General features: G+C 65.4%; 13 protein-coding genes. 6 read left to right on the plus strand and 7 right to left on the minus strand.

Features of this window, described 5'->3' with window-relative positions:
* Positions 1–52 precede the first annotated feature (52 nt).
* The 3 genes from rocF to WAQ08_RS17370 all read right to left on the minus strand — a co-directional run bounded on the left by rocF (position 53) and on the right by WAQ08_RS17370 (position 2469).
* Positions 53–982, minus strand: coding sequence for an arginase (rocF, locus tag WAQ08_RS17360; protein WP_422193297.1), 930 nt, complete (start codon positions 980–982; stop codon positions 53–55).
* Between the two features lie 15 nt (positions 983–997).
* Positions 998–1903 carry a TIGR00730 family Rossman fold protein gene (locus WAQ08_RS17365; protein WP_422193299.1) on the minus strand — a complete coding sequence of 302 codons (906 nt, stop codon included), beginning with the start codon at positions 1901–1903 and terminating at the stop codon, positions 998–1000.
* 191 nt (positions 1904–2094) lie between these two features.
* Positions 2095–2469 (minus strand): SWIB/MDM2 domain-containing protein, encoded by a 375-nt coding sequence (locus WAQ08_RS17370; RefSeq protein WP_422193301.1) that lies wholly within the window; start codon positions 2467–2469, stop codon positions 2095–2097.
* A 284-nt stretch (positions 2470–2753) separates the two neighbouring features.
* On the opposite strand from WAQ08_RS17370, the gene WAQ08_RS17375 reads away from it, so the two are divergent.
* The 6 genes from WAQ08_RS17375 (at position 2754) to WAQ08_RS17400 (ending at position 8353) form a co-directional block, all read left to right on the plus strand.
* Positions 2754–4022: an NADH:flavin oxidoreductase/NADH oxidase family protein gene (locus WAQ08_RS17375; RefSeq protein WP_422193303.1), complete on the plus strand. Its 1269-nt coding sequence runs from the start codon at positions 2754–2756 to the stop codon at positions 4020–4022.
* Between the two features lie 402 nt (positions 4023–4424).
* Positions 4425–4790, plus strand: a complete 366-nt coding sequence (locus WAQ08_RS17380) for a hypothetical protein (RefSeq protein WP_422193305.1) — start codon at positions 4425–4427, stop codon at positions 4788–4790.
* A gap of 14 nt (positions 4791–4804) precedes the next feature.
* Positions 4805–5668 carry a ZIP family metal transporter gene (locus tag WAQ08_RS17385; protein WP_422193306.1) on the plus strand — a complete coding sequence of 288 codons (864 nt, stop codon included), beginning with the start codon at positions 4805–4807 and terminating at the stop codon, positions 5666–5668.
* A gap of 104 nt (positions 5669–5772) precedes the next feature.
* Positions 5773–7149 (plus strand): class II fumarate hydratase, encoded by a 1377-nt coding sequence (locus tag WAQ08_RS17390; protein WP_422193308.1) that lies wholly within the window; start codon positions 5773–5775, stop codon positions 7147–7149.
* Positions 7150–7151: 2 nt separating this feature from the next.
* Positions 7152–7670 (plus strand): DUF2753 family protein, encoded by a 519-nt coding sequence (locus WAQ08_RS17395; RefSeq protein ID WP_422193310.1) that lies wholly within the window; start codon positions 7152–7154, stop codon positions 7668–7670.
* Between the two features lie 74 nt (positions 7671–7744).
* A complete protein-coding gene (locus WAQ08_RS17400; protein ID WP_422193312.1) occupies positions 7745–8353 on the plus strand; it encodes a superoxide dismutase in 609 nt (202 codons plus the stop codon).
* Between the two features lie 54 nt (positions 8354–8407).
* Here WAQ08_RS17400 and WAQ08_RS17405 read toward each other — a convergent pair whose 3' ends face one another.
* The 4 genes from WAQ08_RS17405 to WAQ08_RS17420 form a co-directional block, all read right to left on the minus strand.
* Positions 8408–10465, minus strand: a complete 2058-nt coding sequence (locus WAQ08_RS17405; protein WP_422193314.1) for an alpha/beta hydrolase family protein — start codon at positions 10463–10465, stop codon at positions 8408–8410.
* Positions 10466–10670: 205 nt separating this feature from the next.
* Positions 10671–11132, minus strand: coding sequence for a hypothetical protein (locus WAQ08_RS17410; RefSeq protein WP_422193316.1), 462 nt, complete (start codon positions 11130–11132; stop codon positions 10671–10673).
* Positions 11133–11454: 322 nt separating this feature from the next.
* Positions 11455–12414: a TerC family protein gene (locus WAQ08_RS17415; RefSeq protein WP_422193318.1), complete on the minus strand. Its 960-nt coding sequence runs from the start codon at positions 12412–12414 to the stop codon at positions 11455–11457.
* Positions 12415–12754: 340 nt separating this feature from the next.
* Positions 12755–13537, minus strand: coding sequence for a heme ABC transporter ATP-binding protein (locus WAQ08_RS17420; protein ID WP_422193319.1), 783 nt, complete (start codon positions 13535–13537; stop codon positions 12755–12757).
* Positions 13538–13560 lie beyond the last annotated feature (23 nt).

A 13560-nucleotide genomic window follows, 5' to 3' on the forward strand; every position in this document is an offset into this window, starting at 1 on the left:
TGAGCACGGGCTTGAGCACGGTTTTGGGGGCATGGCTCACCCCAAGGCCGGCTCAGGCGCCCTGCCGCATCAGGGTGGACTTGCCGAACAGGCTCTCGACCAGGTCCACCACCAGCTCGGCCGTGCGGTTCTGGATGTCACGCGCGGGGTTCAGTTCGACCACGTCCAGCGAGCCGAGCGCGCCGGTGTCGGCGATCATTTCCATGCACAGCTGGGCTTCACGGTAGGTGGGGCCACCCCGCACGGGCGTGCCCACACCGGGGGCGATGTCCGGGTCCAGCCCATCGACATCGAAGCTCAGGTGCAGGTGGTGGGTGTCGGGCTCCACGCCCATCAGGGCCTGCTGCATCACGGCGCGCATGCCGTGCTCATCGACGTAGCGCATGTCGTAGACCTCGATCTGCTGCGAGTGCACGAAGGCGCGCTCGCCCGGGTCCACGCTGCGGATGCCGATCATGCGCAACGCATCAGGCGTGAGCGCGGGCTGGCCATCGACCGAGGCGATGTCGATCAGCGATGCGGGCCCGTAGCCGCACAGCACCGCCACCGGCATGCCATGCAGGTTGCCGCTGGGCGTGATCTCAGGGGTGTTGAAATCGGCATGCGCATCGAACCACAGCACGCGCAGGTGCTTGCCCACGCGCTTGCAATGCTGGGCCACCGCACCGATGGAGCCGATGGCCAGGCAGTGGTCACCGCCCAGCATCATGGGGATCTCACCCTGCACCAAGGCCTGGCTCACGGCACCATGCACCACTTGGTTCCAGGTGACGACCTCGGGCAGGTGACGGTAGCCTTGCACCGGATCCTGTTGCTGGTTGGGCGGACCGGCCAGGTTGCCATCGTCCAGTACCGTGAGGCCCTGCCGCGCCAACGCGGCGGGCAAGCCGGCCACGCGCAAGGCCTCGGGCCCCATCACCGCACCCAGCATGCTGGCCCCCACGTCGGTGGGCACGCCGATGATGCGGATGCGGTTGGTCATAGGGCGTTTACCCGTTTACCAGCCGCAGGCCGAATCCTGCGGCGGTTGGGCCAGGCCGTACTCGTTGCGCAGCGTGTCCCAGGCCTCTTGGGCGGTCTCGACGTAGCGGAACAGATGGATGTCGTCAGGGCTGATCATGCCGGTGTCGACCAGATGGTCAATGTCGATCAGCTTGGTCCAGAAATCGCGGCCGAACAGCAGCACCGGGCGCTTGCGGCACTTGCCGGTCTGCATCAGCGTCAGCGCCTCGAACAGCTCATCAAGCGTGCCGAAGCCACCGGGGAAGCACACCAGCGCCACCGAGCGCATCAGGAAGTGCATCTTGCGCAGCGCGAAGTAGTGAAACTGAAAGCACAGGCGCGGCGTGATGTAGGGATTGGGCTCCTGCTCGTGCGGCAGCACGATGTTCAGGCCGATGCTCTTGCCGCCGACCTCGAAGGCGCCGCGGTTGCCGGCCTCCATGATGCCGGGGCCGCCGCCGGTGACCACGTAGATGGGGGTTTCCAGCTGGGCCGAATGGTTGGTCACCATGCTGGCAAAGGCCCGCGCCTCTTCGTAGTAACGGGACATGTCGATCTGGCGCTGTGCGCGGCGCACGGCCAGGTCTCGGGCCTCGCCTGCGGGCAGCTCCTGGCTGGCATCGAACCGGGCCTGCGCATCTTCGGCCGACAGGATGCGGGCGCTGCCGAACATCACGATGGTGGACTGGATGTTTTCTTCGCGCTGCACCAGCTCGGGCTTGAGCAGCTCCAGCTGCATGCGCACGGGCCGCAGCTCGGGGTGCAGCAGGAAATCCGGATCGGCGAAGGCCAGGTCGTAGCTGCTGTCGGGGCCGTCGTACAGCGAGGGCTTGGCCGCCAGGCGCGCGTCCTGCACGGCGGTGGGAAAGTTGCGGGCCAGCAGTTCCTTGGGGTTGTTCATGCGTCGGACTCGGGTGCGGGAAAACAGACTTCTGGAGGACAGCGTAGCAGCGTCGCGGCGGCTTTGCTTGGCAAGCTGTGCTCAATATGCGACGCAATTGAGTGCTTGCCTTGCTTGTGGTGCCCAACTTGCAGCGGCCAAAAAAAACCCGGCCGAGGCCGGGTTTTGTTCGCAAGGGCCAGGCCCAACGATCAGCTGAGCTGGTCGCTGATGAGCTTGGTCATCTCGAACATCGACACTTGAGGCTTCTTGAAGATCGCCTTCAGCTTGTCGTCTGCATTGATGTTGCGCTTGTTGGCGGCATCTTGCAGGTTGTGCTTCTTGATGTATTCCCACACCTTCTTGGTGACCTCGGTGCGCGGCAGCGGAGCGGCGCCGATGACGGCGGCCAGTGCCGGGCTGGGGGTCAGGGCCTTCATGAAGGCCGCGTTCGGGGTGCGCTTGGCAGCGACCTTCTTCACGGCGGCCTTCTTGGCCGGAGCTGCCTTCTTGGCAGCAACCTTGGTGGTGGCGGGAGCCTTTTTCGCCGCAGCCTTCTTGGCCGGGGCCTTCTTCGCAGTTGCCATGTGAATTCACTCCATCGAAGTCGTCAGATCTGAACAGCCGTCCGCGGGCGCTTGCTGCATGCGCAAACGTTCCTCACAGGGCCAGCGCCCACGATGGTAATGCCACTTCCCTCTGAAAACCAGCCATCGAACAGGTTTGTAGCCCGGGGACATCAAAGATTTTCGCCAAAGGACATGCCAGACACAGCGTTTGCACCGAGCCGGGGCACCCATGAGGGGGATACCCCGTGCTTTTGATGTCCAATGACTGCTCCTTCTCATGACCGCCATGGAGACGCACGACCATGACACCGCAGGCCCTCTTGTCGCAAGGCTTCACGCTGCCCAATGGAGTGCAGATCAAGAACCGGCTCGTCAAGTCGGCCATGAGCGAAGCCCTGGGCACACGCGAACGCGCACCCACGCCCGAGTTGGCCCGGCTGTACGGTGCCTGGGCCGAAGGCGGCATCGGGTTGTGCATCACCGGCAACGTGATGATCGACCGGCGCGCGCTGGGCGAGCCCGGCAATGTCGTGATCGAGGATGACCGCGACCTGCCCGCACTCAAGGCCTGGGCTGAAGCCGGCACGCGCCATGGCACGCAATGCTGGGTTCAGCTCAACCACCCGGGCAAGCAGGCGCCCAAGGGCCTCAACAAGGAAACAGTGTCGCCATCGGCCGTGCCGTTCAGGCCGGAGATGGCGGCCTTCTTCGCCACGCCACGTGAACTGACCGAGGCCGAGATCCAGGGCCTGATCGCACGCTATGGCCGCGCTGCCGGCATCGTCAAACAGGCCGGCTTCAGTGGTGTGCAGATCCATGGCGCGCACGGCTACCTGGTCAGCCAGTTCCTGTCGCCGCACCACAACCGCCGCACCGACCAGTGGGGCGGCAACGCCGAGAACCGCCGACGCTTCGTGATCGAGGTGCTGCGTGCGATGCGGGCCGCCGTGGGGCCACAGTTCCCGATCGGCATCAAGCTCAACTCGGCTGACTTCCAGCGCGGCGGCTTCACCGAAGAAGAATCACTGGACGTGATCCGCGCCTTGGAAGCCGAAGGCATCGACCTGGTCGAGATCTCCGGCGGCACCTACGAGGCACCGGCCATGACCGGCGTGAAGGACAAGAAAGCGGAGCCCACCAAAGACAGTACCCGCCAGCGCGAGGCCTACTTCCTGGCCTTCGCAGAGAAGGCGCGCCAGGCGGTGAAGGTACCGCTGGTGGTAACGGGTGGATTCCGTTCTGCGGCAGGCATGGCCGAGGCCATCACTTCCGGCGCGGTCGATTTCGTGGGCATCGCGCGCTCGCTGGCGCTCGAACCCGATCTGCCCCGCCGTCTGCTGGCTGGCGAGGAGCCCGTGCACACCATCAAGCCCATCCGCACCGGCATCGGCTACATCGACAAGATGGGCTTGATGGAGATCACCTGGTACACGGGCCAGCTCAAGCGCATCGGCCAGGGCGAGGCACCAAAGCCCGGGGAATCACCGCTGTGGGTGTTCCTGAAGTTCATTGGCCAACAGGCCGGTCTGGGCCGCAAGAAGAAGCGCCCGACACGGCTGCGCGCCAGTTGAAGCCTGCCAGAGCAAAGGCACCCCTGAAAACAGACACGGCCCCTTGAGGGCCGTGTTCGATTGGCGTGATCGCCTGACGCTGCGCTGTCTGCATCTGCAAAAGCGCCGCTGGAAATAAAGATGCGTTTGCGTCAAACACCAGCCATGCCTCGCCGTCCCCACAGCTCAGCCCTTGCCCGTTTTCCACTTCCTGGAAGGTGTTCAACGCAAACGCAAACAGATAGTAATGCGAATCGATACCATTTGCAATAACATGAGTTGTAAAAATGGGTATCAGAACCACACAGGTGACTTGGAAGGCGTCGCGCCCTATCATTGCATCAAATGAGAATTATTCTCATATATAAAATCTTCGTACGTCAGGCCGCACCGCTGCTCATGTGCAAACACCTTTTTTGTCGCATGCCTCCCATGGAGCGCTGGGATTTTCTGGCCATGCGGGTGCGCTGCGCCCTCTACGCCGATGACCCCCGCGCCATCGACCATCTGTTCACCATGGGCGGCTACCTGCACGAACAAGGTGATGCCTGTGCCTGGGATGTGGCCCGCAAGACCGCCATGCTGCTGATGGACACGGCCGAGGACACCGCCCTGCCCTGGCAGTGGCGTTGCCAATGCCTTGACCATGTGGCGCGCCCCCTGGGCGTGATGCAGCACATCGGCCGCATGAGCGATGCCCCGCCACACCTCAGCTCCGAATACCGGCGCATCACGCAGGCGCTGCTGCAGCGCCTGTCGCGCCTCGAAATCCACCGCGAATCATGGTGAAGCAGCGACACCTCATGCAGCGCCTGCTGGGCTGGCTCATCGTCGCCGGCGGCATGGCCGTACTGCTCAATGAAGCCTGGCGTGGCTGGGCCGATCAGGCCGATCCCCGCGTCATGAACGCCCTGCTGGGCGGTGGCATGGCGGCCTTGGCCACAGCTTTGGGCACCGTGCCCGTGCTGGTGTCTCGCACGATCCCGGCGCGGGTGCACGACAGCCTGCTGGGCTTCGGCGCAGGCATGATGCTGGCCGCCTGCTCCTTCTCGCTGATCGTGCCGGGGCTGGAATCCGCCCGATCACAAGGGGCCGGTGCCTGGGGCTCGGCCTTCACGATCGGTACCGGCATCGCGCTGGGTGCCGCGGTGATGATGGCGCTGGAGCACTGGCTGCCGCACGAACACTTCATCAAGGGTGTCGAGGGGGGGCCGAACGCCGAGGCCATCAAGCGCACTTGGCTGTTCGTCTTCGCCATCGCCCTGCACAACGTGCCGGAAGGGCTGGCCATCGGCGTGGCCTTCGGCAACCAGAGCACCGTGGGCGCTGGCGCGCTGGCCACGGGCATCTCCATCCAGGATGTGCCTGAGGGGCTGGTGGTGGCGCTGGCCCTGCTGGGCATCGGCTACAGCCGCATCACGGCGGTGGCGCTGGGCGCGGCATCAGGGCTTGTGGAGCCGCTGGGCGCGGTGATCGGTGCTTCGGTGGTGACCGTGTCGACAGCCCTGCTGCCCTGGGGCCTGGCCTTTGCGGCCGGCGCCATGCTGTTCGTCATCAGCCACGAAATCATCCCCGAATCCCATCGCAAGGGGCATGAGCGCTTCGCCACCAGCGGCCTGATCGTCGGCTTCGTGCTGATGATGGTGCTGGACACGGCGCTGGGCTGATCCCTCACCGACCGCGACAGGGTCTTTGCCAACTCACTAAGGTGTTCGCAAGCCCCTTCTTCCACTGGTGACGCCTGGCCGCATCACAGACAAGGACGATTGACATGACCGCCACCCGTATCGAACGCGACAGCATGGGCGAGATGACCGTGCCCGCCGAGGCCCTGTTCGGCGCACAGACGCAACGCGCCGTGCTGAACTTTCCGGTCAGCGGCTGGCGCATGCCCAAGGCCTTCATCCATGCGCTGCTGCTGGTCAAGAGCGCGGCCGCGCGCGCCAATGTGTCGCTGGAGCAGTCGCCTGCCGACAAGGGCGAGGCCATTGCCAATGCCGTGACCGAACTGCTGGCCACCGACTACATGGCGAACTTCCCGCTGGACGTGTTCCAGACCGGCTCGGGCACCAGCACCAACATGAACGCCAACGAGGTGCTGGCCACGCTGGCATCGAGTCGCCTGGGCCGCGCCGTGAGCGCCAACGACGATGTCAACCACGGCCAGAGCAGCAATGACTCGATCCCGACGGCGCTGCACGTGAGCGCGGCGCTGCTGCTGGCGGAGCAGTTGATCCCGGCCCTGGAGCACCTGGCCAACGCCACGCGCGTCAAGGCGCAGGCCGTGGGCCACCATGTCAAGACCGGCCGCACCCATCTGATGGACGCCATGCCCGTGACCCTGGGCCAGGTGCTGGGTGGCTGGGCCGCGCAGGTGGAAGCGCAGACCGCGCAACTCAAGGACCTGCTGCCGCGCGTGCAGCAACTGGCCCAGGGCGGCACCGCCGTGGGCACGGGCATCAACGCGCACCCGGGCTTTGCCACCCGCTTTGCCAACGAACTGAGCGCGCTGACCGGCCAGAGCTTTCAGCCCGCGCCCGACTTCTTCGCGGCCATGGGCTCGCAGGACACCGCCGTGGCGCTCTCCGGCGCACTCAAGGCAGTGGCTGTGAGCCTGCTCAAGATCGCCAACGACCTGCGCTGGATGAACTCCGGCCCGCTGGCCGGCCTGGCCGAGATCGAGCTGGAAGCGCTGCAACCCGGCTCATCGATCATGCCGGGCAAGGTCAACCCCGTGATCCCCGAATCCGTGGCCATGGTGGCCGCGCAGGTGATCGGGCACGATGCGGCCATCACCATCGCCGGGCAATCGGGCAATTTCGAGTTGAACGTGATGCTGCCGGTGGTGGCGCACAACCTGCTGGCCAGCCTGGAGTTGCTGTCCACCAGCAGCCGCCTGCTGGCCGACAAGGCGATTGCCAGCTTCAAGGTCAACGAGGCCGGCCTGGCGCATGCGCTGTCGCGCAACCCCATCCTAGTCACTGCGCTCAACCCGATCATCGGCTACGCCAAGGCGGCCGAGATCGCCAAGAAGGCCTACAAGGAAGGCCGCCCCATCGTGGACGTGGCCGCCGAGAACACCGAGCTCTCGCGCGACGAACTGCTCAAGCTGCTGGACCCGGCCAAGCTGACCGAAGGCGGGCTCTGAGCATGCAGGCGCGCACCGACGACACCGAGGTGCTGCCCTGGCAGCAACTGACCCGCCGTGCGAACCGGTGCATGGCCCTGCGGCAGTACGCCGCCGCCCGGCAGCTTTACCGCGAGGCCCTGTGGGAGGCCGAGCGCCTGATGGACAAGGCCGTGCAGCACGATGCCCCACCCGCGCCGGGCTGGGACGCGCTGCTTGCCGCCTGGGTGGTGTCGCACCACAACATGGCCGATCTGCTCGATGTGCTGGACGACGTGCAGCACGCCCACGAACACCTGCGCCAGGCGCATGAAGGTGTCATGAAGCTGCTGGCGCAGGGTTCTGAGAGCGGCCCCGTGTCGCAGGCCCTGCACCACGCACACCGCACCCGCGCAGCCCTGCTGCAGTTCGGGCTGCGGCATCCGGGCTTCCCCGGCGATGAGGGCCATGAGGCTTGGCCTGCGCTGGCAAGCGATCTACCGACCGAACTGGCCGCGGAAGGGCCGGGTGCGACGCCACACCTGCCACCGTTCCGCAACTGAGGCGCCCGCCCCGCCTTCAAGCCACTGCTCAACCCAACCTTTTGACAGCCCGCCTTCGCCGCGGGCGCTTTGCCATGCACACCTTGCCTGCACTGCCCTATGCCTATGACGCACTGGAGCCTCACATCGATGCCCAGACCATGGAGATCCACTACACCAAGCACCACCAGACCTACATCAACAACCTCAACGGCGCGGTGAAGGACACCGCCTGGGCCGACACCCCTGCCGAAGAACTGATCAAGGATCTGGCAGCCCTGCCCGAGAACATCCGTGGCGTGGTGCGCAACAACGGCGGCGGCCATGCCAACCACAGCCTGTTCTGGACGGTGATGAGCCCCAGCGGCGGTGGCGAGCCCACGGGCGATCTGCGCAAGGCCATCGACCAGGACATCGGCGGGCTGGACGCCTTCAAGGATGCCTTCACCAAGGCCGCGCTCACACGCTTCGGCAGTGGCTGGGCCTGGCTGGCCGTGACGCCCGAGGGCAAGGTGGTGGTGGAAAGCAGCGCCAACCAGGACAGCCCGCTGATGGAAGGCCGCACGCCGATCCTGGGCCTGGACGTCTGGGAGCACGCCTACTACCTGCGCTACCAGAACCGTCGGCCGGAGTACATCTCGGCCTTCTACAACGTGGTGGACTGGAACGAGGTGGCGCGGCGCCACAAGGCCGCGCTGGGCTGATCACCTCGGTTCGTCAATGCGGGGGGCAGATGAGCCTGCCCCACGGCAGCCCCGTCAGGGCACGGCCGTCACCACCGCCGCGCTGGCCAAGGGCTTGGTGGCGGCTGCCGGCTCAGCCCCCGCGGCAGCCGACGCAGGCCCGATGTGCTTGGCCAGGAAGGCTTCGAGCGCCTTGAAGAAGGTCAGGCTGTGCGAGTTGCGGCTGAGGTGGTGGTCGCCCTCTTCAAGCTCGATGAACTGGTAGGTCTTGCCCGCCTTGCGCAGGGCCTTGGCCATGTCCTCGCTCTGCTCGAACGGCACGCGGCGATCGGCCGTGCCGTGCACCAGCAACACCGGCGCTGTGATGCGCGATGCCTGCAGGGCCGGTGACGTGGCGCGCAGGCGCTCGCGGTCATCCCATGCATTGCCGATCATGCCATTCATGATCTCCTTGCCGCCGACGAAATCGGCCTCGTGGTTCCACAGGTCGATCAGGTCAGTCACCCCGGCAAGGCTCACCACGCAGCGGTACAGGTCGGGCGTCTTGACACCGCCCATCAGCGCGGCGTAGCCCCCGTAACTGCCCCCGACGATGCACACGCGCCGCGGATCCGCGATCTGCTGCGAGACGGCCCACTGCACGGCATCGGTCAGGTCGTCCTGCATCTCCAGGCCCCAGCGCTGCATGCCGGCGGCTGCAAACTCGCGCCCGTATCCGGTGGAACCCCGGAAATTGACCTGCAGCACGGTATAGCCGCGTGCGGCCAGGAACTCGGTCCACGTGTCGAAGTCGATGTCGTCGCTGTAAGGGGGCCCACCGTGCGGCAGCAGCACCAAAGGCAAGGGGCTGGCGGGCTTGTTGGCTCCAGCAACGCCTTCGGACTTGGGCAGCGTCAGGTAGGAGCACAGGTCCAGCCCGTCGCGCGATTTGATCACCACCGGACGCTTGCGCGCCATCAGCTCGGCCGGCAACTGGGCATGGGTTTCAGCCAGCAGGAAGAGATCACCCGAGGCGCGGTCCCCCAGATAGTACTCACCCGGGATGCCATTGCCGCTGGAGTAGACCATGTAGCGATTCTCGTCCGCGCTGAAACCCAGCAGGCGATTGATGCGCTCCGGCAAGGCCTTGTCGATGGCCCGCGCGAGCAGACGCACCTTGGGATCCCAGATCTCGGCGCGCTGCGAATCATCGGTCTCCGCACGGATGCCGATCACCTCGCCCCTGAGCTGCGAACGCATCAGGCCGCCATCGATATCGCGGGAGGGATGGGCCAGCTTGAGCGTGCGCTTCAGATCAGGGCTGCTCAAGTCCACCGTGAAGACGGCATCACGGCCTTCATGATCGGCCTCGATGTAGATCTCGTTGGGGTTCTTGCCGAAGCCCATGGGATGGACGCGGTCCTTGGAGAAGAGTTTCCAGCGCCACAGCGTGCGCCAGTTCTTGCCGTCAAGGTCACAGGCGATGACCTCGCGCTCATCCTCTTCCATGCGCACGCCAACGCGCACGCGGTGCGTGGCATCGGTCAGCCAGGCACGCGCACCCTTGCGAGGGCCCAGGATCATCTCGCGCCGTGCAGTGAACACGTTCACCTTGAAAACGGCCGGATGGATGCCGCCATCGGTGGCCATCTGGATCAAGATGTGCTGGCCGTCTTCCTGCAGCCATTCCACGACGTGATCCTGGAACTGAGCCTGCAGGCGGTTGGCATCGAACGGTGAACTGCGCACCAGGTTGAGTGTCTCGCCGCCCTGCCAGTAGTCGATGGACAGCAGGCGTGTCTCGACCATAGGCGTATAACCACGGCGCGACGGGAATCGCACCCCAATCACCAGCCGCTCATTGCCCACCCAGCGCGCCCAGCCGATGGAGAAGAGCTTGTTGTCCGCCTTGAGGATGGGCTTGAGCTTGTCGCCATCCACCGTACGGGTCACCAGGTAGGTGTCGTCGTCCACCGCCAGCAGGCCGGCGATGCGCGTGCCGTTGGGTGACATCACCAGGTTCGTCACATCGGGTACGCGCGCATAGGCCTCGGTGGGCAGGCCACGGTTGGCGATGCAGACACCGTACTCGCCGCCACCACGGCATCCTTCGTGGCCTGGGCCTGGACCGCCCCAGGGCCAGTGACAAGACACCCATGGCCGCCCACGCGCCCAACTGGCCGTGCAGTGTGGGCACCTTCCCCCTGATCATCGCGAAACTCCCGCGCCGTGTGCAGGGCACACGGACTTCATGTTGTTCAAAACAGTGTGAGCCAAGCCCTTGTGCACCAGCACGCATGGTGCTGGCATGCACAGAGTTTAGCGGCACGCTCCCGCGCACCGCCCACCTTCAAGGTGTTCAGTGCAGCACGCCGCGCGGCATCTGCTGCGCCAGCAAGTGCTCACTCATGCGGCGGGCCAGCAGCAAGCCGCCGTGGTGGTGCGCGAAGCGCTCCAGTTCGGCCAGCGTGCGCGCCAGGTGGCGTTCGGCGGCATGGCGGCGCGCGACGGGCTGCGAGAAATCATCGCGCAACCGCTCGAGCCGTTCGTGCGCCACGCACAGGTGGGTGGCGGCTTCATCGGCCTCGTCCATGCGCAGCAAGGTGTCGGCCAGGTTGTGGTGGGACACCACGTAGGCGGCCATGGCCACGTCGGCATCGGGCCACTGCTCCAGGAGCACGTCGGCCATCAGCAAGGCATCCTGGAACAGCGACAGGGCCTGCGTCAGCGAACCCGGCGCCATGAGCCGGTAGTGCTCGTTGCCCTGCTGGATGGTGCTGCGCCAGTGCGTGAGCACCTGCTGCAGGGTGCCATCGGGCAAGTCATGCAGGCTTGCTTGAGCAAAGTGCGTTGGCGAGGTCATGGCTGGGAAGGTTCGCAACGAAGCGGGCCATGAGGCCCGAAACAGGAATGCAGAAATGCGTTTTGCGAACCGGCCCCTGACCAAGCACTGGCTTCATTGCCCCACGTGCCCCGAAGCTGACCTGTGCCGGTGGGTTGGCTCGGCGGACTGGATCCGCCCTGGCCCGCCGGTGGCATGGACCGGCTGCGCAAAACGCACGCCCATATTAATGCGAATAATTCTCATTAATTAAAATACCCCCGCACTTGGCGAGGGTATCGGGCAGGGGCTCAGGCCTTGATCAGCGTTCGCTGAGCACCTTGGGCGCAGTCTTCACGCTCCAGATCATGGTGATGGCCAGGATGCCCACCACCACGCCCAGCGACACCAGCACGGGGATCTTGTAGAAATCCACGATCAGCATCTTGGTGCCGATGAACACCAGGATCACCGCCAGGCCGTAGCTCAGCAGGTGGAACTTGCTGGCCATGGCCGCGAGCAGGAAGTACATCGCGCGCAGGCCCAGGATGGCGAAGATGTTGGACGTCAGCACGATGAACGGATCGCTCGTCACGGCGTAGATGGCCGGGATGGAGTCCACCGCGAAGATCACGTCGGTGAAGCCCACCAGCGCCACCACCAGCAGCAGCGGGGTCGCGATCTTCACGCCGTTCTGGATGGTGAAGAACTTCTCGCCGTCGAAGTTGGCGGACACGTGCATCACGCGGCGCAGCAGCTTGAGCGCGGGGTTGTCCTCCAGGTCGGACTCCTGGTCGGCCGCCCACCACATCTTGATGCCGGTGAACAGCAGGAAGGCGCCGAACACGTACAGGATCCAGTGGAACTCGGCGATCAGCCAGCCACCGATCAGGATCATCACCGTGCGCAGCACCATCGCCAGGATGATGCCGATCATCAGCACGCGCTTCTGGTAGGCCGGCGGCACCGCGAAGTAGCTGAAGATCAGCAGGAAGACGAAGATGTTGTCGACTGCGAGCGATTTCTCGATCAGGTAGCCGGTGAGGAACTCCAGCGCCTTGGTGTTGGCCACCGCGACGCCCTGATCCTGCATGAAGGCCCACCACAGCAGACCGTTGAAGGCCAGACTGAGTGCCACCCAGACGACGGACCAGCGGATGGCCTCGGGCACCGAGACTTCATGCGCCCCCTGCTTTTTGAGGACGACGAAGTCCACGAAGAGCGCGAGCAAGACAAAAATGACGAAGACGAACCAGAGCCATTCCGGCGCCAGTGTGTTCATGAGGGTTCTCCGAAAAAAGACGAACGATCAAACACGGCCTGCTTCAAGGACGAAGCATGCACTACTGTGCGTCGAAAGGTCTTGCGGGAGGTTTCTCTGTGGACCCCGGGCCATGCCTGTGAAGGCCGGACCGTGCTGACGGGATGTCACCGCAGCCGGGGCGGCTGCGCGCTACTCCCCTTTCGGACAGGCGTGATTGTGCCCTGAATTCAGGCCGGGTTCACATTCAGGGCTTTGCGGACGCATAAAAGACCGCCGGAATCCGTGAAGAACTCCGGCGGGGAGAAAGGCGGGGGTCCCCCAGGATTCCCGCCAACACGAAAACGTTCAGGGCCTGTGTTCAGGAAAAGGCCAGCCAGCTCCGGTGCGCATCGGGCACGGTCAGGCGCTGGCAGACCACGCCCCAGATGCGCTGCACGAGTTGGGGCTGCAGCACCTCTTCGCAATCGCCCGAGGTCTCGATGCGGCCATCGTGCATCACCAGCACCTGGTCGGCGTAGGCGCCGGCCAGGTTGATGTCATGCAGCACCACGACCACACCCAGCCCTTCGGCCGCCAGTTGGCGCAACAGGCGCATCACGCTGTGCTGGTGGGCCAGGTCCAATGCGGCGGTCGGCTCGTCGAGCAGCAGCCAGCGCGGGCGCTCGTCGTCCGGATGGGCGCGCACCTGCGCCAGCACGCGGGCCAGTTGCACGCGCGCCTTCTCACCACCGGAGAGCTGCTCGTAGCGACGGCTGGCCAGGTGCAGGGCGCCGGCCTGGTCCAGGCACCAGTCCAGCATGGCCGACTCCTGCGGGTGGGGGTTCGCGGCGTGCGGATAGCGGCCCATGCGCACGATGTCGTGCACATCGAAATCGAAAGGTACGGCGTTGTCCTGCGGCAGCAGCGCGCGCTGGCGGGCCAGCGCCAGGGTGTCCCACTCCGCCAGCGGGCGGCCCAGCAGTTGCACCTGGCTGGCCGTGGCGCGCTCCAGGCCGGCCAGCGAGGCCAGCAGGGTCGATTTGCCGGCGCCATTGGGGCCCAGCAGCGCGTGCACCTGGCCGGCAGGCAGGTGCAGTTGAGGCACATCCAGCAGACAACGGCCAGCCTTGTTGAGCAGCAGGTGATGGGCGGTGAGGCTCATGGTGTCTCCGTGCGGGTGGTCAG

Origin of the sequence: Aquabacterium sp., assembly GCF_049274795.1 — a bacterium.
Classification (GTDB): Bacteria; Pseudomonadota; Gammaproteobacteria; order Burkholderiales; family Burkholderiaceae_C; genus Aquabacterium.